This window comes from Sphingomonas guangdongensis, assembly GCF_900199185.1.
Classification (GTDB): domain Bacteria; phylum Pseudomonadota; class Alphaproteobacteria; order Sphingomonadales; family Sphingomonadaceae; genus Sphingomonas; species Sphingomonas guangdongensis.
Genome location: NZ_OBMI01000003.1, coordinates 609,954 through 626,765 on the forward strand (window position 1 = coordinate 609,954; position 16,812 = coordinate 626,765).

The following is a 16,812-nucleotide window of genomic DNA, read 5'->3' on the forward strand; positions in this document are numbered from 1 at the left end:
CCTTTCAGCAGCAGGGGGCGAGTTCGGCGACGAGCGGCGCGCACAGCTCCGCATTGCCGGCGCAGCAATCCTTGACGAGGAACAGCGTCAGCGCGCGCAGGCCGTCCAGATCGGCACGGTAGATGATCGAGCGGCTATGCCGTTCGGAGCGGACCAGACCCGCACGGGCGAGGATTCCGAGATGCGCCGACATGGTGTTCTGCGGCACGTCGAGCTGGCGGGCGATATCGCCTGCGGCCATGCCGTCCGGTTCGTGCCGCACCAGCAGGCGGAACACGTCGAGGCGGGTGCCCTGTGCGAGTGCGCCCAGCGCAGTGATAGCCGAGTCGTTTTCCATATATCCAGCATAGCGGATATATGGCGTTGGTCTAGTGTGCGTTGCCTCTCAACATTGCGGGAGACCTGCGCTGATGGCCTATAACCGCAGGCCGAGGCGTGGACCAAGGCATACCAGGCCGAGATAGAGCAGGATGGTAAGGAGGCACCCCGCGCCCAGCGCTAGCCAGAATGGTACGTTGCGCCCGAGCAACGCGGGGATCAGCAGGAACATCGGTAACGATGGCAGCACGAACCAGAAAGTCGCCCCGGCGTGAGACGCCATCAGCACCCGATCTTGGGTGTCGCGCCACAGCCAGATCATTCCCAGCACAGAGACTAACGGCAACGATGCGACAAGTGCGCCGACGCCGGGACTGCGCTTGGCGATCTCCGAAACCGCCGCGATAATCGCACCGGAGATCATTGCCTTGATGACGACATAGAGCATACCGGTTGTGACTTTCGATCGCCGAGATGGCTAGCGATGAAGGTGCTGGTCATCCTCACAGGCTTGCGATGGCGCTTCGGTCTGGATCGTCGAATGTTCGATCCCGAACCTCTCGTCGAGTGTTCTGGTCACTGCAACCCTGACGCTATCGGGATCGACGCCCTCGCCGAGCGTCACATGGGCGGTGCAATTGATCTCGTCCGAAGCCATCGACCAGACGTGCAGGTCATGAACGCCGGCGACACCCGGAATGGCGGCGATCGTTGAACGGATCTCCGGCAGCTTCAACCCGCCGGGGACACCTTCCAGCAGCACGTTGATCGTTCCCTTGAGCAGAACCCAGGTGCGCGGCAGCACCCACAGGCCGATGCCGATGGCGATGACTGGATCGACCCACGTCCAGCCCGTGAACCGTATCGCGAGGGCACCAAGGATGACGCCGACCGAGCCGATCATGTCGGCCCATACTTCCAGGTAGGCGCCTTTGACGTTGAAGCTTTCGTCCTTGCCGGCGGTCAGCAGACGCATCGATACGAAGTTCACGACGAGGCCAATGACCGCGACGATCAACATGCCGGTCGACTGAATCGACTGCGGCTCGCGGAAGCGCTGGATCGCCTCGTAAAGGATATACATGGCGACGACGAACAGCAGGATCGCATTGAAGGTCGCGGCGAGGATTTCCAGTCGTTTGTAGCCGAACGTCCGCTTGTCGTCGGCAGCCTTCTTGCCGAGATGGATCGCCATCAACGCGATGACCAGACCGGCGACGTCGGTCATCATATGGGCTGCGTCGGACAGCAGCGCGAGGCTGTTGAACACGAAGGCGCCGACCACCTCTGCCACGAGATAGGTCGCCGTCAGGGCAAGCGCCCATCTGAGCATCTTGGCGTTGGCGCCGGCCGTATGGTCGTGGCTGTGCCCGGCTTCGCCGTGATCGTGTGCCATTATCGCGTCCCCTTCTTTGTGGCTTGCCGTTCGGCGAGCCAGGCCTGCATCTTCACGATTTCGGCCTGTTGGGTCCGGATCACCTCCTCCGCCATCGCGCGCACCTTCGGATCGGTGCCGTTGGCAAGCTCGGCGCGAGCCATATCGACCGCACCTTCATGGTGCGGGATCATGCCCCGAAGGAAGTCGGTATCAGGATCGCCGGTCGACGGCATCGCCATGCCGGCCGTGCCGTGCGCTCGATCCGTGGATGGCATCGGTCGCACCGGACTCGTTCGATCCGAACTGGCCCGCCGGCTTGCCGCCGGAACACGCAGACAGGGCAATCGCAGCGGCCAGAAAGGACCATCGCGCCGTGGTGATCGACATTTTCTTCTCCTTACGGGATGGATCGCGGCGCACATCGACACCGCTCAAGGTCAGGCCGGTCACATCGCGATCTCCTCGATGAGCAGCAGTGCGAGAAAGCCGACGAAGAACATCGCGCTGATGAGCGGAGAGTCCGGTTTCTCGTGCGCCTCGACCAGCAGCTCCTCGGTGACGAGGTAGAGCAGCGCCATCAGGCCGAAACTCAGGAATCCCGTGATCCACACCGGCGACAGCAGCGCCACGGGCTGCACGACGAGTGCGCCGATCGGCACCAGCAGCGCAAGCGCGCAGGTTAGGCCGATCGCCTTCATCTTGCGATACCGGCTCGTCAGATCATTGGTGAGCGTCAGGGCCAGGAACAGCACTTCGAGCGTCAGCGCGACCGCCAGCAACGTGCCCGCCTTCTCGCCGGCGATGAAGGCCAGACCCAGAACCAGGCCGTCAATAGCAAGATCGAGCCCGATCGCGGCGAGCAGCGCCACGGGGCCGTCAAACCGGCCTTCCGCCGCCTTGAGGCCCAGCATTACCGCGACGCCGATCGCACCGCCGATCAGCGTCGCAGCCGGCGATCCCCCGTGCATCACCAGCGGCAGGATTTCGGTCGCCGCCGCGGCAAATACGACGCCGGCTGCAAGGTGCTGCATGGCGGCGACCAGCCTCTCGCCGGGTGTGCGCCACCCGGCGAGAAGCGCGCCGATCATGATCGCGATCATGGGGATCAGTGCGAACTTGAGCGCCGCCATCGTCAGTCCCCCCTGCCAGACGCGATCATGCGGGTTGCGGCAGCGGCGCGCCGTCGTCCGCCCTATCCGCGTCGTCGACCTTGACCGCTTGCTGCCCGAACCGGGCGTAAAGCGTCGGCAGCACGAACAGCGTCAGCAGCGTCGCCGAGATCAGGCCGCCGATGACGACGGTCGCGAGCGGCTTCTGCACTTCCGCGCCGGCTCCGCTGGCGAATGCCATCGGTACGAAGCCGAGACTGGCGACCAGCGCGGTCATGACGACCGGGCGCAATCGCTGGAGCGCGCCCGTCCGCGCCGCTTCGGCCCGGTCCATGCCCGACCGGATCAGCTCCTGCACCGAACTAACCATGACGAGGCCGTTGAGGACCGCGATACCCGACAATGCGATGAATCCCACCGCGGCCGAGATCGAGAAGTCCATGCCGCGAACGAACAGCAGCAGCACGCCTCCCACCAGCGCGAAGGGCACGCCGGTGAAGACGATCGCCGCATCGCGTACCGATCCCAAGGCCCCGTAGAGGAGCAGCAGGATCAGCACGAAGCACGCCGGCACCACGAGTTTGAGCCGCTGGCTGGCGGATTCGAGATTCTCGAACTGGCCGCCCCATTCGAGATAGCTGCCCGCCGGCAGGCGCACGCCGGCGACCGCCGCCTGCGCATCCGCGACCACGCTGCCGACGTCGCGTCCGCGGACGTTCGCCTGGACGACGACGCGGCGCTTGCCGTTCTCGCGGCTGATCTGGTTCGGCCCGTCGACGACGCCGATATCGGCGACGCTGGACAGCGGCACATAGCCACCGCCGGCGACCGGCACCTGCACCTGTTCGAGCAGCCCCAGGTCGGCGCGCTCGGCGTCCGACAGGCGGATGACCACCGGAAAGCGCCGGTCTCCCTCGAAGATCATGCCGGACTCGCGACCGCCGAGCGTGGCGGTGATGGTGTCCTGCACATCCTGCGCGGTGACGCCGACCCGTGCCATCGCGTCGCGGTTGACGCGAATGTCGAGCATGGGAAGTCCCGTCGTCTGTTCGACCTTCACGTCAGCCGCTCCTTGCGTCCGGCGAAGGATGCCGGCGATCTGTTCGGCGGTGCGGTTCATGGAGGCGAAGTCGTCGCCGAACACCTTCACCGCGATGTCGCCGCGCACGCCGGCGATCAGCTCGTTGAACCGCATCTGGATTGGCTGCGTGATCTCATAGGCGTTGCCCGGGAACTGCGCGAGCTTCGTCTCCAGCCGCTCGACCAGCGCGGCCTTCTCCAGTTTGGGGTCGGGCCATTCCGCATGCGGCTTCAGGATGACGAACATGTCGGTCGCGTTGGGCGGCATCGGGTCCGAAGCCAGCTCGGCCGTGCCCGTCTTGGAGAAGACGAACCGCACCTCGGGTTGCTTCGAGACCATGCGCTCGATCGGCACCTGCATCGCCTGGCTCTGCTGCACCGATGTCGCCGGAATGCGCAGCGCCTGGATGAGCAGGTCGCCCTCGTCGAGCTGGGGGAGGAACACCTGTCCCAGCGTCGTGAAGGCAAGCGCCGCGGCGACGAGGCTGACGACGCCGGCGCCGATGGTGATCGACGGTCGCTTCATCGCCTTCTCAAGGCCCGGTTCGTAGCGCTGCTTCAGCCACGAGATGATCCGCCCGTCCTCCTCGTTCACCCTCCGCGACAGCCAGATGGCGATCGCCGCAGGCACGAAGGTCAGCGACAGGACGAACGCGAACAGCAGCGCGATGATGACGGTGAGCGCCATCGGCACGAACGTCTTGCCCTCGACGCCGGTCAGCGTCAGCAAGGGCACATAGACGAGGATGATGATTGCCTGCCCGTACACGGACGGACGGATCATCTCGCGCGCCGCGGTCGCGACCGCCTCCAACCGCTCCTTGACGCTCAGCAGGCGACCTTCGTGATGCTGTTGCTCGGCGAGACGCCGCAACGCATTCTCGACGATGATGACGGCACCATCGACGATCAGCCCGAAGTCCAGCGCGCCGAGCGACATGAGGTTCGCCGAAACCCCCAGCCGTAACATTCCGAACCCGGTCAGCATCATCGTGACCGGGATGACCGCCGCGGCGATCAGCGCGGCGCGGAAGTTGCCGAGCAACAGGAACAGCACGACGATGACGAGCAGTGCGCCTTCGCCGAGATTCTTCGCCACCGTCTTGATGGTGGAATTGACCAGGGCTGTGCGATCGAGGACCGGCTGCACCACTACGTCGGGTGGCAGCGAGGCGTTGATCGACTTCAACCGATCGGCGACCGCGGTCGCGACGTTGCGGCTGTTCTGTCCGATCCGCATCACCGCGGTGCCGACGACGACCTCCGTGCCGTTCTCCGACGCCGATCCCATGCGGATCGCCTGACCCGTCTTAGGGTCAGGACTCATTGGTCATAGCCAGAAGATGACGGTGGCCGCGAGGGCGACGGCAGAGAAGAAGACGGTTGGGCAGCGGTCGTAGCGAGTTGCGACGCGGCGCCAATCCTTCAGACGGCCGAACATGATCTCGATGCGGCTGCGGCGCCGGTAGCGGCGCTTGTCGTATCTGACCGGCTCGTTGCGCGATCTGCGGCCCGGGATGCAGGGCTGGATGCCTTTGGCTTCCAGGGCGTCTCTGAACCAATCGGCATCATAACCACGGTCGCCAAGCAGCCACTGTGCTTTCGGCAGATCGTCGAGCAAGGCTGCCGCGCCGGTGTAGTCGCTGACCTGCCCGGCGGTCATGAAGAAGCTCAAGGGCCGCCCGTCCGCATCGCTGACGGCGTGCAGTTTGGTGTTCATGCCGCCTTTCGTGCGGCCGATCAGACGGCCGAGATCCCCTTTTTTACCCGCAGACTCGATGCCGTGCGGTGTGCCTTCAGGTAGGTCGCGTCGATCATGACGGTCTTCGGCACGGCCTCCGCTGCCGCGAGACCTTCCATCATTCGCAGGAAAATACCCCTCTCGCTCCACCGCTTCCAGCGATTGTAGAGCGTCTTGTGCGGCCCATAGTCCTTCGGTGCATCACACCAGCGTAGCCCGTTGCGATTGACGAAAATGATGCCGCTGAGCACCCGCCGATCATCGACCCGAGGCTTGCCATGGCTCTTGGGAAAGAACGGTTGCAGACGCGCCATCTGCTCATCCGTCAGCCAGTACAGGTCGCTCATCCACTCTCTCCTCACGGAGCCTGAATCAGATCGCGCCTCCCACATCAATGGGTCCTGACCCTAGGGACGATCAAGCAGTAAGCGAGGCCTGCCGCCGGCCCGTGCTCTACTGCGCTGGCGTGTGCCACGCCGCTCCGCGGAACCCCGTCGCCGGGTTTCCGCCCGTGCGGGTGACGATCAGACTAGGCCACAAAGGGCCGCCCTCGCGGGCAGGCGTTGCTCATGCGGGGAACCGCTCCAATGCTTGAGCGCGGTTCTCCCGCCGCCGTCCTGATCGGCCGTTGGGGCATGGCGCTGTCCCTTGTCGTCGGCGCCGTCCTGGCCGGTCGCCTCATCCGTGCTTTCCCCTACCTGCTCCCCAACCGCCTTCCCGGCCTGGTCCTCTACGAGCTGGGGCCAGCGCTGATCCTCGGGGTGGCGATCGGGGCCGCCATCGCCATCACGCACGACTTGCGCCCCGGCATCCGGGCGCGGCTCGCGCTGTTCGCGCTCGCCGCGCTGGTCGCCGGCGCCGTCACGCTGGCCGTCGAGTTTGACGCAGCCTTGCAAGGACGTTGGCTATGAGGAAGCAGCAACGGTTCGTCGCCATCGAAGGGCCGGTCTCGTATATCATCGGTTTTCACGACACGACCGACGTAAGCGTGACCCAACACACGACCCACCGCGCAGACCCCGCCGTGCCCATTTCGCATCCCGGTGATACGATCCACCGGACCGGCCTGACCCGCGCGGAGACGCATACCTTCGTGAATACCTCCCGCGAGTTCGCGATGCTGTTCGAGGTCAACGGCCACACGCTCAAGCTGTGCGCGAGCGACTATATCGCCTTGGCCGTCGGCGACCGCGTTCGTGCCGTATGCGAGCCCATTCCGGACTGCCCCATGCTGGTCCGCGACTGGCATAATCAGACGCGGGGCATCCGCTTGCGCGACCTTCCCACCCCGCTCGCCAGCGTCGCGACGGAGATCTGCTTCAGCCTGATCCTGCTCGTCATCGGCTTGGGAGCGGTCTTCCTGTCGGGCGATGACGGGGACGCGCGCACCTTCACGCTGATCGGATGCGGCCTCGTCGCCTTTGCCGCGCTATGCGCCCTATCGGCCAATCGTGGCGCAGCGCGCACCGCCCGAACCCACGCCGAACTGGATCGCCTTACACGACGATGAGGTGTGCCACGTGGCACACCTATCTGCGCGGTGCGCCGCAACCTACTTCTTGGCAGGCGCCGGAGGCGGCGGCGGCGGTGGTGGGGCGACCGGAGCCCGTGGCGCCGGAACAACGCCCGTTTGAGGCTGCGACACGCCCCCCGGCGGCAACGGCGCGCGTGGCGGCGGCGCTATCCCCCTCGATCCGCCCGATCGGGATGGCGGCGGTGCTGGCGGAGGGGCTGGCTTCTCGCTCATTGATACTGACCACGTTCGCTGTGACAAAAGAGAACAAACATAGAAGAGCGGCGGGAAATGACCATAGCGCGAACCCGTTGAGACGTTCGGACCAAGCCGCTACCGGCGGGATATCGTCGTAGAGGGCAGCTCGCCGCGCATCGACCGCCTTACGCGCCGTCGCGAAGCTCACCGTCAGGGCAAGAAGCCCCAAAACATCGATCGCCCATCCGGCAACCAAGGCATACGGCCACACCGCCTTGGCAAGCGGAACCGCGCTTCCTACAAATGACACAGAAGCGGCAAATAGCGCCGTGTGTGCAAGTGCAACAAAGCTGTCGCGTGCAGCTTCGTTTTGAGCATGGGCGGTATCCAGAGCTTGCAGCTCATGCTTAAAGTCGTCGGGCGTTCGCTGATTCATTATCGAAATAGAACCATAATGGAGGATGTTGGAAATGGCTGATAAGAAAGTGCTCTTCATCGCGTTCGCCATCGAGGATGAACGGCAGCGTGACTTCCTCAAAGGGCAGTCGCTCCATCCGCGGCAGCCATTCGAGTTTATCGATATGTCGGTGAAGGAGCCATACGACAAAGACTGGAAGGATCGTGTCCGCACGCGGATCAAGCGCTCGCATGGTGTGATCGTTCTGGTCAGCAAGAACTCGGCAGCCTCGACGGGCCAGAAGTGGGAAATCCAGTGCGCCCAGGAAGAGGGCAAGCCGATCCAAGGCATCTACGCCTATAAGGATGATCGCGCCTCGATCGCGGGCGTCAGCACCGTTGCCTGGAGCGACGCCAACATCACCAACTTCATCGATTCACTCTGAGCCGGAGGCGACGGTGCGCAAGGCCCTGATCGTCGGTATCGACCATTACGAGAAAATCGGGAACCTCAGCGGGTGCGTGAACGACGCGCACTCGGTGAAGGCCATGCTCGAGCGCCACGCCGACGGCACCGTCAACTTCGCTACACCTAAGCTCCTGACCGGCACCGGTCCCGGCGATCTGGTCGATCGCGAGGAGCTGAAGGCGGCTGTCCGCGAACTCTATGCCGACGACGCGGACATCGCCCTGTTCTACTTCGCCGGGCATGGCTTCATCGAGGACACCGGCGGCTACCTCTGCACCAGCGACAGCCGCAGCGGCGACGATGGCCTGCCGCTTTCAGACATCATGACGCTCGCTGCCAATTCCGGGGCGAAGAACAAGATCATCATCCTCGATAGCTGCCATAGTGGCGCTGCCGGGGAACGTCCCACCCATCCCGCTGCGGAAATCCGCGACGGCATGACCATCCTCACAGCGTCCACCGCCGAGCAATATGCGATGGAGGTCGAAGGGGGCGGTGCCGGCGTGTTCACCAGCCTGTTCGTCGACGCGCTCGGCGGCGCCGCCGCCAACCTGCTGGGCGACGTCACGCCGGGCAGCGTCTATGCTCATATCGACCAGTCGCTTGGGCCGTGGAAGCAGCGCCCGGTGTTCAAGACGAATGTCAAAACCTTCGTGTCGCTGCGCAAGGCGGCACCCCCGATCGCGCTGACCGATCTTCAGGCGCTGGCGAAGCATTTTCCGACCGCCACTTACCAATTCCCTCTCGATCCGGCATTTGAGCCCGAGCGGTCGGAGGAGCAGAAGAACGACCCCTCCATTCCACCGCCGGACCCGGAGAAAACCGCGATATTCGCGGTGCTCCAACGGTATGTGAGGGTCAACCTCGTGCGCCCCGTCGATGCACCGCATATGTGGCACGCAGCGATGGGCAGCAAAGCCTGCGAGCTGACTGTATTGGGCGAGCATTATCGAAGTCTGGTGGAAAGCGGGCTGATCTAACATGGCAAAGCCTCTCGCCGCTGACGCCCGTAAGACCTTGGTCGAACGCCTCGCCGCGATCGAACATGAGCGCTGGTCGCATTGGCAGCGCTACATGCACGGCAAGGCGACCAAACAGGAGGACGGCTCGTTGCTGATCCCCGCCGATCTTGTCGAACGCTGGGAAAAGCAGATTGCGACCGACTATGCCGATCTTCCCGCCGATGAGCAGGAGAGCGACAAGGAGCAGGTGGAGCGATACCTGCCCATCATTGAGGACGCCTTTCGCTCAGGGGAGTAATCAGCGTCCGTTCTTGACAACACCAGGCTCATCGCTCATATCTGTTGACGGACGCGGCTCACGGGCTGCCCCAATTCCGAGGCCCACGCTTAGCGTGGGCTTTCGCGATTCTGGGGACCTGCATGCTGTATTTCGCTTATCTCGACGAGTTTGGCCACATCGGCCCGTATGTCGCGCGCGACGATCCCGCCTACAATGACAGTCCCGTTTTCGGGCTCGGGGGCATGATCCTCCCCTACTCATCCGTGCGGCAATTCTCGACCTGGTTCTACCAGCTCAAATGCAACATGCTGGCTTGGGAGATCGGGCAAAGCGGCCAGCATCCCGCGACATGGGAGAAGAAGGGCTCGGCCCTCTTCACCAGCATGAACGTCGAGAAATACCGGCAGGTTCGCACGGCGGCCAATCGCATCCTCAACAAGATCCGCGCAAGCGGCGGGCATGTCTTCTACGTTGGCCTCGAGAAGAACCGCCCCGTCGCGGAGTTTAAGGCGCAGGCGCTTTACCTCACGGTCCTGGGCGAGGCGATGAAGCGCCTCAACCAATATGCCGATCAGAACGACGCCGATATGGTCATCGTCATGGACGAGCATCAGGATCGCGACGCCATCCTGACTCGCGCGAGCCAAGCCATGTATGGTGGCCCCTCCCCCCGGCGTCGCATCATCGAGCCGCCCTTCCAAGTCGAGAGCGAACGCTACCAGACATGCCAGTGCGCCGACTGGCTATGTGGTCTGGTCGGCCGCGTCGGCGCCTATCAGGCGCGCCCCGACGAATGGGCTGACATGGCTTGGTCGCAGACCTACTTTCAGGACCGGCTCGACGCGGCATCGGTGCGAAGCTCGATCCGCCTGCAAACGGCCGCTACCGAGGTCGAAACGGTGGAAGCCCTACCCGCCGTCGTCGATACAGGTCTCGCACAGCCTGCACCGGGCAACGACGACACGCCGGCCTGACTCCGGCGGGTCAATCCGCCGGCATATCACTCGGCCGGGTCGGACGCATCGTTCCAGCGATGAAGAGGGGTGTGCCACGTGGCACAGCTACGCCAGCAAGGAACTGGTTCCCGAGCTGGGGCCGCGTTCGTCAGCTCGACGATCCAGCCACCCGTGTACGTGGGATCTATACGCCGCTTCGCAAAGCCATTCCCGTAAGGAGGACAAATGCCCGCAGGCCCTGGAACATCTTCCTCACCGCGTGAACTCGTCACCAAGGCGTTTGACTCCGCCTTCGTGATCGCCACCATATTAGCGGCCATCTATTTTGCCGGGTGGACCTACAGACAGGCCTATTTCGGCCGTTTTGCCATCGATCCGACCAATCTTGGCGGTTCGAACATTGCAGTTGCGGTGGAGGGCCTCGGTGCCATTATCACCACAACCGGCGCGTGGCTTACAGCGATCCTGCCGCTGCTGATCGTGACGGCGCTTACTTTGATTGCCGGCAAGCTCTTCGACCGCGCCAGGGCTGCATCGCATAGGCCGCCGTTTTTTGATCCTCTGACATTGTTTATGGCTCGGGTGGGGTGCGGGACCATTGTCATCCTCATTGTGGTCGCCGCTGGCCATGTTGCAGGTACGATCCGAGCGAAAGACCGCATAGGTAACATCACCCGAGGGGAGGTGTGGATTTACCATCTCGAAGGAAAGCAGGTGTCAGGTATCACGCTGGGGCAATCCAACGACATGACATGGGTTCTCACCAAAGAGGGTGTGCGGCCCCTCAAAACGGCAGAGATCCAGCTTATAGATGGCGCTCTATTCAACAGGGTTGCTACAGAACGCTAACGTCTAGGATCAGCGTGAAGCCGGGTGCGACCCTGCAAGCACCGCTCCTTTCGCTCTCTGCGCCGACCAAGCCGCCGTACCGCCGTCTCGGCCCTATTGGGTGACGATCCTCGCGTGAAAGGTGTGCCACGTGGCACACCTGATCGAAGCGCCTAGGGCGCGGCGTAAGCCCGTTCGCGCCGCTGCCCTCCCCCGGAGGCCATCCAGCGCCGGGGAACACCAAGGGCGGCTGCCCTTTCGTTCCCGAACGACAATCGACCGCCCGTGTAATCCGCCAAGCGTGGCACTCGACGCCCTGCAGGGCGTCGGCCACGCTAGGGCGGCTCGCCCGCGCCAGCGGTAGATTCTCGCCCTCCCTCCCCATCCCGTTCCTCGCCGGAAAGGCAGAGCCGGTTGCTGTTGCGACCGGCTTTCAGCCTCAGAGGAAAGGAAGACAATCATGGGACGGATCACCGACAACCGGGCCGACATCTATCAGGAAATCACCGATCAGATGATCGCCATGATCGAGGCGGGCACCCGGCCTTGGTCGAAATCGTGGAACGGCAGCACCGCACCCACCATCCCGCTGCGCTCGACGGGGGTTCCCTATCGCGGCATCAACGTCCTGACCCTTTGGGTTGCCGCCATGACGAAGGGCTATGCTTCCCCGCATTGGCTGACCTTCAAGCAGGCGCTCGCGCTCGGCGGCTGCGTCCGCAAGGGCGAGAAGGGCTCAACCGTCGTCTATGCCAACAAGATCGAGGTGAACGCCGACAGCAAGGCACAGGAGGGCGCAGAGCGAGGCGAGGATGGCAAGCGTCAGGTGGCGTTCCTCAAGCGCTACACCGTCTTCAATGCCGAGCAGATCGACGGCATCGAGGCGAAATATCCTGCCCCCTTGCCCGTCATCACCGCGACCAATCCCGACCAGCGCGACGCCGAACTGGACACGCTCTTTGCCCGCGTGCCCGTCACCCTCAAGCACTTCGGTTCCCAGCCCTATTATCAGCCGAGCGGCGATCATGTCGTCATGCCGCAGTTTGCCGACTTCCACACCAGCGACGACTATTATTCGACCCTAGCGCACGAGCTTTGCCATGCGACGGGGCACGTTGACCGCCTTGCCCGCCCCTCCCTCATTTCCACGAAGCGCGAGGACTATGCTCGCGAGGAACTGGTCGCCGAGCTTGGGGCCGCGTTCGTCAGCGCCACCATCGGCATCAAGCTCCACGATCGCGAGGACCACGCCGCCTATCTGGCGAACTGGCTTCAAGCGCTCCGCAACGACAAGAAGTGCATCTTCACCGCCGCACGGCTCGCGCAGGACGCGTCCGACTGGCTGTTGAGCCGCATGGCGGTCGAGACAGCGCCCGAACTGGAGGCGGCGGCGTGACCGCCGCCGACGATCCCGGCCCCGACGGGGGCCGGGGCGTGGCGGCGCGCATTGTCTTTGACCCGAGCGTCGCCACGGTGAGCGAGGAGGAGTTTAACGAGCTGGTCGCGATCATGCGCGATGGCCCAAATGCGAAGCCGCTGACCCCCGAAGCGCAATGGCGGCGCGACTATCACAAGGCGATGTTCCACCGCCGCCTTGTCGGCGTACAACCCGACCTGTTCGGCGGGAAGCCGGTAACGCATATGTACAAGGCCGCCCCCGGGCCAGTCAGCGACTGGAAACCGGAACCGGTCGAGGAGAAGCTGTCCCGGATCGCGCGCGATCCCCAAGCGACGTTCGGCATCGGCCGACCGGCTCTTTCGCCGGAGGAACTGGCCGTCGTCATCGACGGCGCAGCCAATTGGCTGCGGATCGCGCAGCGGGTCCGGATTGCGGGCGCTTTCGCATCCTATGACGGGCGCGCGGAACGCCGCATCGGTCGGAAAGGCGTGATCTGGCGCTTGTGCAGCCCGGTGTTTGCAGGCCACACCTATGTTTATCTCGATCCGACCGGCGCCGAGCGGGTAGAGAAGATCGTGATGGTGGAGCTGCGCGACGTCGAGCCGATCGATGATGCGCTGTTGGTCCCCGTCCCCTTCCACGCTTGAAGGAGCAGAAGCGAATAGTCATGAGCCCACCCCAACGCCGCCCCGCAATCCGGGCTGTCAGCTTCGAGGACGTTGGCGAGGCCATTGCCCGCCTGATCGTCGTCGCCGGGTCCGATACCGGCCAAGCCTCGCGTGCGGCCGACTTCCTGTTGGCATGGTGGGACGGCAGTGCATGGGGCCATTTTCCGGTCCTTCACCTCTGCAATTGCGATCCCGGCATCTCGGAAGACATGCTCATCGTCATGGCGCATCTGGCGGCCGAGCCGTCCGTCTATCCCGATGCTTGGGGCTACCGCGACGCGATGGCGGCGCTGGTCGAGCAGTGGCGGCCCGCATGACCCCGCTGCGCACCGCCATCGACATCATGACGGGCTTGCCCATCGATCGCGATACACGCCGCGCGCGGCTACTCGCCGCGCGCCGCAAGCCGGTCGGAAGCATCCCCCGGCGCGGCATCCTGTCCGGCCATTGGGATCGTGGCAATGTCGTCGGCGCGTTCCGGGGAGGACGCGGCAGCTTTATCGCGGACTAGCTGCGAAATCGCGCGCCGCTTCCCCGCCAAGCGAGCAAGCGGCGCGCTGGTTTGAGGTCAGGCGGTGAGGTGCTGGTAGAGGATCGTGCCGCCGATGAGGATGAGCGTCAGCCCGCCCAGCATCTCTGCATAGCGGCCGATATACCGTCCCGCGTGCTTGCCGAGCATGACGCCGATCGTGGCGACGACCGTGGTGATCCCGCCAATGATGAGGCACGCGGTCAGGATATTGACCTGCATGACCGCGAGACTGACACCCACCGCCGTTGCATCGATGCTGGTGGCGAGCGCGGTAACGACCAGTCGCCACACGCCGGTCTGAGCGCGCTGACCCGCGTCCACGTCGCTTTTCGTCGCTGCATGGATCATATGCCCGCCGACGCCGAAAAGCAGGAAGAAGGCTATCCAATGATCGACTGCCGCGATCCAAGTGCTCAGCGCCAGGCCGATCGCCCAGCCAATCGCCGGCGTGATCGCCTCGAAGAAGCCGAACACGGCGCCGACACGTAAGGCATCGCGCCAACGATTGCGCTGATTGGTCGCACCCTTCCCCACCGCCGCAGCGAAGGCGTCGACCGACAAGCTGGCGCCAAGAGCGCCGAGCGTTAGCAAACCCGTCATTGATATACGTCCAAGGGCCGTCAACCGAACGACGCAATCCACCTCCGGCCACGAGAGAGGTAGCGCATCGTTGGTCTCGCCGGGCAGATCAAAATCTGCTGCCATCGCCACGAACCGGAAGGTTCAAGGATGTTGACGATGGCCCCGCAACAGCGGGTAGCTACTCCCCAAGAGTGAGACGCCCGTATCCCCTGGGGGGCATATGTACAAGCCGAATCCGATCAACCCTGTCCGATTAGGCGATCACCAGTATTTGGATATCGCCCGGAACTGCTCCACCGCCACCTTTGTCCCCTCGCCCTCTTCGGCGTGAACCAAGCAGTGATCGATATGATCGTTGATGAGCGCGCGCTTGGCGCTGGCGATCGCGTTCTCCACCGCCTGAAGCTGCTGCGCGATATCGACGCACGGCCGTTGCTCTTCGATCATCCCGACGATGCTTTTCAGGTGCCCGGTCGCACGGTTGAGCCGCTTGATGATCGCGGGATGATTGGAATGATCGTAATGGGCCATGTCACCCTATAAGACAAACGGACGAACTTTGTCGAGCAACCCCCCGGGGGGATAGACTCTATCCCCATGGGGGGATATGGACCTGCCCGAACTTCACGTCCGATCGGTCGCGACCGCCGGGCTTGCCGGGACGCACCATGACCTCTTTCGCCGAACTCGTTCAACAGGGCAGCTCCAATCTCTGGCTGTTCATCCCGACCGCGCTGCTGCTCGGTGCGCTGCACGGGCTGGAGCCCGGCCATTCCAAGACCATGATGGCTGCGTTTATTATCGCAGTGCGTGGCACTGTTGGCCAAGCCGTCCTGCTCGGCCTGTGCGCGGCGCTTTCGCACACCGCGATCGTGTGGGGCATCGCGCTTGGCGGGCAATATCTCGGGCGCGGCATCAACACCGAAACGACCGAGCCTTACCTCCTGCTCGGCTCGGCCGTCATCGTTCTTGGCATCGGTCTATGGATGATTTGGCGCACGCGTGCCGATCAGAAGGCCGAAGCCGCGCACGATCACCACCACCATCACGGCGAGGACGAGATCCGCACGATCGACACCGGCCACGGCATGATGCGTCTGGAGATTTTCGAGGATGGCGTGCCGCCGCGCTGGCGGGCGAGCTTTGCCAAGGGTGGCTGGAAAGCGGCGGATGTTATCCTCACAACGGATCGCGGCGAAGGCCGTTCGCAGACATTCCGCTTCGTCGATCGGGGCGATTACATCGAAAGCGTCGAGGAGATCCCGGAACCGCACGCCTTCAACGCGCGCGTCTCGCTGGGCCACGGCGGCCACAGCCATGACTACGACCTCACATTCGCCGAACACGGGCACGATCACGGCCACGGGCATGATGGACTGAAGGTCACGGGCGACGATGCCTACATGAACGCGCATGAGCGCGCCCACGCCGCCGATATCAGCCGCCGGTTCGCCGATCGTCAGGTAACGACCGGCCAGATCGCGCTGTTCGGCCTGACGGGCGGGCTGATCCCCTGCCCCGCAGCCGTCACCGTCCTCCTGCTCTGCCTCCAGCTCAAGCGTCTCGCGCTCGGTGTCGTGCTGGTGAGCGCGTTCAGCGTCGGCCTTGCCGTGACGATGGTCAGCGCCGGCGTCATCGCATCGCTCAGCGTCACGCACATCCGCAAGCGCTGGTCAGGGTTCGGCGACTTCGCGCGCAAGGCGCCTTATGCGTCGGCGGGCCTGATGCTCGTGATCGCGGGCTACATGGCCTATTCCGGCTTGCAAGGCCTCAGTCGGATCGGCGCGATCTGATGCGATCGCCTTGCGTCGATCTATGTGGTTTCGATGCCCGCACCGGATGGTGCCGGGGGTGTGGCCGCACGCGCGACGAGGTCCGGCGTTGGCGTAACCTGCGACCTGGTGATGCACGCCGCGTCATGAGCGACCTGCCACACCGCTTGGCAAAGCTGACCGACCGTTCCGCAAAGGGGGGCACGTCCTGATGTCGTGTCTCGCCGCCAAGGCGCTGGTATAATGTCGAGCAGGCTGAAATAGCGTGAACGCTCGAATTGACCGGCAAGTGATTTCCTTGCCCCGTTTTTTGCGTCGGCTTACGCTGCAAATGATGGCGGTGCAGCGTTCCTCTGTTGCGATCCTAGGAGTCGTGTTGGCGCTGGCCGCTGTCCTCGGGCTTGTCGCAGTATCGGGATGGCATAGCGCCATGGTTCACGATCACGGCCCGGTTCAAGTCGCCATGGTCGATACCCATTCTGATGACGATCACGACCATGCGGTTATGATCGATCATGACGATCAGGCTCCGGCAAAGCAGGCCGACGGCGACGGGCCAGCTCACCTTCTTGCCCACGCCGCAGGCCACTGGGTTGCTTTCGATGGCGCGAGGGCTGCGCCGGTTGCGGCC

General features: G+C 64.0%; 24 protein-coding genes, 1 pseudogene and 1 riboswitch. Of the genes and pseudogenes, 13 read left to right on the forward strand and 12 right to left on the reverse strand.

What is annotated here, in order from left to right; genetic code table 11:
• Window positions 1–4: 4 nt before the first annotated feature.
• From CRO12_RS15055 to CRO12_RS15085, 8 genes and pseudogenes are all read right to left on the reverse strand, one after another.
• A complete protein-coding gene (locus CRO12_RS15055; RefSeq protein ID WP_018251255.1) occupies window positions 5–337 on the reverse strand; it encodes an ArsR/SmtB family transcription factor in 333 nt (110 codons plus the stop codon).
• 78 nt (window positions 338–415) lie between these two features.
• Window positions 416–766 carry a DUF3147 family protein gene (locus CRO12_RS15060; protein WP_018251254.1) on the reverse strand — a complete coding sequence of 117 codons (351 nt, stop codon included), beginning with the start codon at window positions 764–766 and terminating at the stop codon, window positions 416–418.
• 30 nt (window positions 767–796) lie between these two features.
• Window positions 797–1,714: a cation diffusion facilitator family transporter gene (locus CRO12_RS15065; RefSeq protein WP_018251253.1), complete on the reverse strand. Its 918-nt coding sequence runs from the start codon at window positions 1,712–1,714 to the stop codon at window positions 797–799.
• Entirely contained in the window at window positions 1,714–1,971 is a 258-nt protein-coding gene (gene copM / locus CRO12_RS18380) for a CopM family metallochaperone (RefSeq protein ID WP_231376782.1), read from the reverse strand. The genes CRO12_RS15065 and copM overlap by 1 nt, the downstream gene beginning before the upstream one ends.
• A complete protein-coding gene (locus CRO12_RS18385) occupies window positions 1,907–2,146 on the reverse strand; it encodes a hypothetical protein (protein ID WP_018251251.1) in 240 nt (79 codons plus the stop codon). The genes copM and CRO12_RS18385 overlap by 65 nt, the downstream gene beginning before the upstream one ends.
• Complete coding sequence (locus CRO12_RS15075) at window positions 2,143–2,826, reverse strand: ZIP family metal transporter (RefSeq protein ID WP_018251250.1); 684 nt, start codon at window positions 2,824–2,826, stop codon at window positions 2,143–2,145. The genes CRO12_RS18385 and CRO12_RS15075 overlap by 4 nt, the downstream gene beginning before the upstream one ends.
• A 25-nt stretch (window positions 2,827–2,851) precedes the next feature.
• Window positions 2,852–5,197 (reverse strand): annotated as a pseudogene (locus tag CRO12_RS15080) (efflux RND transporter permease subunit); the annotation flags it as partial.
• An 18-nt stretch (window positions 5,198–5,215) separates the two neighbouring features.
• A protein-coding gene (locus CRO12_RS15085) for an IS5 family transposase (protein ID WP_096614366.1) occupies window positions 5,216–5,973 on the reverse strand; the annotation gives its coding sequence in 2 pieces (ribosomal slippage) (window positions 5,216–5,652 and window positions 5,652–5,973; 759 coding nt in all).
• A gap of 240 nt (window positions 5,974–6,213) precedes the next feature.
• Between CRO12_RS15085 and CRO12_RS15090 the strand changes: the two genes are divergently transcribed.
• On the forward strand, window positions 6,214–6,537 hold the full coding sequence (locus tag CRO12_RS15090; RefSeq protein WP_170172305.1) for a hypothetical protein: 324 nt from the start codon (window positions 6,214–6,216) through the stop codon (window positions 6,535–6,537).
• 77 nt (window positions 6,538–6,614) lie between these two features.
• Complete coding sequence (locus tag CRO12_RS15095; protein WP_144033616.1) at window positions 6,615–7,136, forward strand: hypothetical protein; 522 nt, start codon at window positions 6,615–6,617, stop codon at window positions 7,134–7,136.
• Window positions 7,137–7,155: 19 nt separating this feature from the next.
• Here the strand turns inward: CRO12_RS15095 and CRO12_RS17795 are convergent, their stop codons facing one another.
• A complete protein-coding gene (locus CRO12_RS17795; RefSeq protein WP_125972932.1) occupies window positions 7,156–7,833 on the reverse strand; it encodes a hypothetical protein in 678 nt (225 codons plus the stop codon).
• Here CRO12_RS17795 and CRO12_RS15100 point away from each other — a divergent pair.
• From CRO12_RS15100 to CRO12_RS15140, 9 genes are all read left to right on the forward strand, one after another.
• Window positions 7,808–8,179, forward strand: coding sequence for a TIR domain-containing protein (locus tag CRO12_RS15100; RefSeq protein ID WP_018251246.1), 372 nt, complete (start codon window positions 7,808–7,810; stop codon window positions 8,177–8,179). The genes CRO12_RS17795 and CRO12_RS15100 overlap by 26 nt on opposite strands.
• Before the next feature lie 13 nt (window positions 8,180–8,192).
• Window positions 8,193–9,182, forward strand: a complete 990-nt coding sequence (locus CRO12_RS15105) for a caspase family protein (protein ID WP_018251245.1) — start codon at window positions 8,193–8,195, stop codon at window positions 9,180–9,182.
• 1 nt (window position 9,183) lies between these two features.
• Window positions 9,184–9,462: a hypothetical protein gene (locus CRO12_RS15110; RefSeq protein WP_018251244.1), complete on the forward strand. Its 279-nt coding sequence runs from the start codon at window positions 9,184–9,186 to the stop codon at window positions 9,460–9,462.
• 122 nt (window positions 9,463–9,584) lie between these two features.
• Window positions 9,585–10,418 carry a DUF3800 domain-containing protein gene (locus CRO12_RS15115; RefSeq protein WP_018251243.1) on the forward strand — a complete coding sequence of 278 codons (834 nt, stop codon included), beginning with the start codon at window positions 9,585–9,587 and terminating at the stop codon, window positions 10,416–10,418.
• A gap of 207 nt (window positions 10,419–10,625) precedes the next feature.
• Window positions 10,626–11,249 (forward strand): hypothetical protein, encoded by a 624-nt coding sequence (locus tag CRO12_RS15120; RefSeq protein ID WP_056432825.1) that lies wholly within the window; start codon window positions 10,626–10,628, stop codon window positions 11,247–11,249.
• Window positions 11,250–11,688: 439 nt separating this feature from the next.
• Entirely contained in the window at window positions 11,689–12,624 is a 936-nt protein-coding gene (locus CRO12_RS15125) for an ArdC family protein (protein ID WP_042469543.1), read from the forward strand.
• Window positions 12,621–13,274, forward strand: a complete 654-nt coding sequence (locus CRO12_RS15130) for a hypothetical protein (RefSeq protein WP_018251240.1) — start codon at window positions 12,621–12,623, stop codon at window positions 13,272–13,274. Before CRO12_RS15125 ends, CRO12_RS15130 begins: the two co-directional genes overlap by 4 nt.
• 20 nt (window positions 13,275–13,294) lie before the next feature.
• Complete coding sequence (locus CRO12_RS15135; protein ID WP_018251239.1) at window positions 13,295–13,612, forward strand: DUF7673 family protein; 318 nt, start codon at window positions 13,295–13,297, stop codon at window positions 13,610–13,612.
• Window positions 13,609–13,806 (forward strand): hypothetical protein, encoded by a 198-nt coding sequence (locus CRO12_RS15140; RefSeq protein ID WP_018251238.1) that lies wholly within the window; start codon window positions 13,609–13,611, stop codon window positions 13,804–13,806. The genes CRO12_RS15135 and CRO12_RS15140 overlap by 4 nt, the downstream gene beginning before the upstream one ends.
• 57 nt (window positions 13,807–13,863) lie before the next feature.
• On the opposite strand, the gene CRO12_RS15145 is transcribed toward CRO12_RS15140, so the two are convergent.
• Both CRO12_RS15145 and CRO12_RS15150 read right to left on the reverse strand, forming a co-directional pair.
• Window positions 13,864–14,427, reverse strand: a complete 564-nt coding sequence (locus CRO12_RS15145; protein WP_018251237.1) for a manganese efflux pump MntP — start codon at window positions 14,425–14,427, stop codon at window positions 13,864–13,866.
• 4 nt (window positions 14,428–14,431) lie between these two features.
• Window positions 14,432–14,602: riboswitch (yybP-ykoY riboswitch) on the reverse strand.
• Window positions 14,603–14,670: 68 nt separating this feature from the next.
• Window positions 14,671–14,940: a metal-sensing transcriptional repressor gene (locus CRO12_RS15150; RefSeq protein WP_007406864.1), complete on the reverse strand. Its 270-nt coding sequence runs from the start codon at window positions 14,938–14,940 to the stop codon at window positions 14,671–14,673.
• 137 nt (window positions 14,941–15,077) lie between these two features.
• Between CRO12_RS15150 and CRO12_RS15155 the strand changes: the two genes are divergently transcribed.
• Complete coding sequence (locus CRO12_RS15155) at window positions 15,078–16,202, forward strand: nickel/cobalt efflux transporter (RefSeq protein ID WP_007406849.1); 1,125 nt, start codon at window positions 15,078–15,080, stop codon at window positions 16,200–16,202.
• Complete coding sequence (locus tag CRO12_RS15160) at window positions 16,202–16,393, forward strand: DUF1289 domain-containing protein (RefSeq protein ID WP_037569978.1); 192 nt, start codon at window positions 16,202–16,204, stop codon at window positions 16,391–16,393. Before CRO12_RS15155 ends, CRO12_RS15160 begins: the two co-directional genes overlap by 1 nt.
• Window positions 16,394–16,545: 152 nt before the next feature.
• Here CRO12_RS15160 and CRO12_RS15165 read toward each other — a convergent pair whose 3' ends face one another.
• On the reverse strand, window positions 16,546–16,758 hold the full coding sequence (locus tag CRO12_RS15165; protein WP_043058994.1) for a hypothetical protein: 213 nt from the start codon (window positions 16,756–16,758) through the stop codon (window positions 16,546–16,548).
• Window positions 16,759–16,812: the final 54 nt, after the last annotated feature.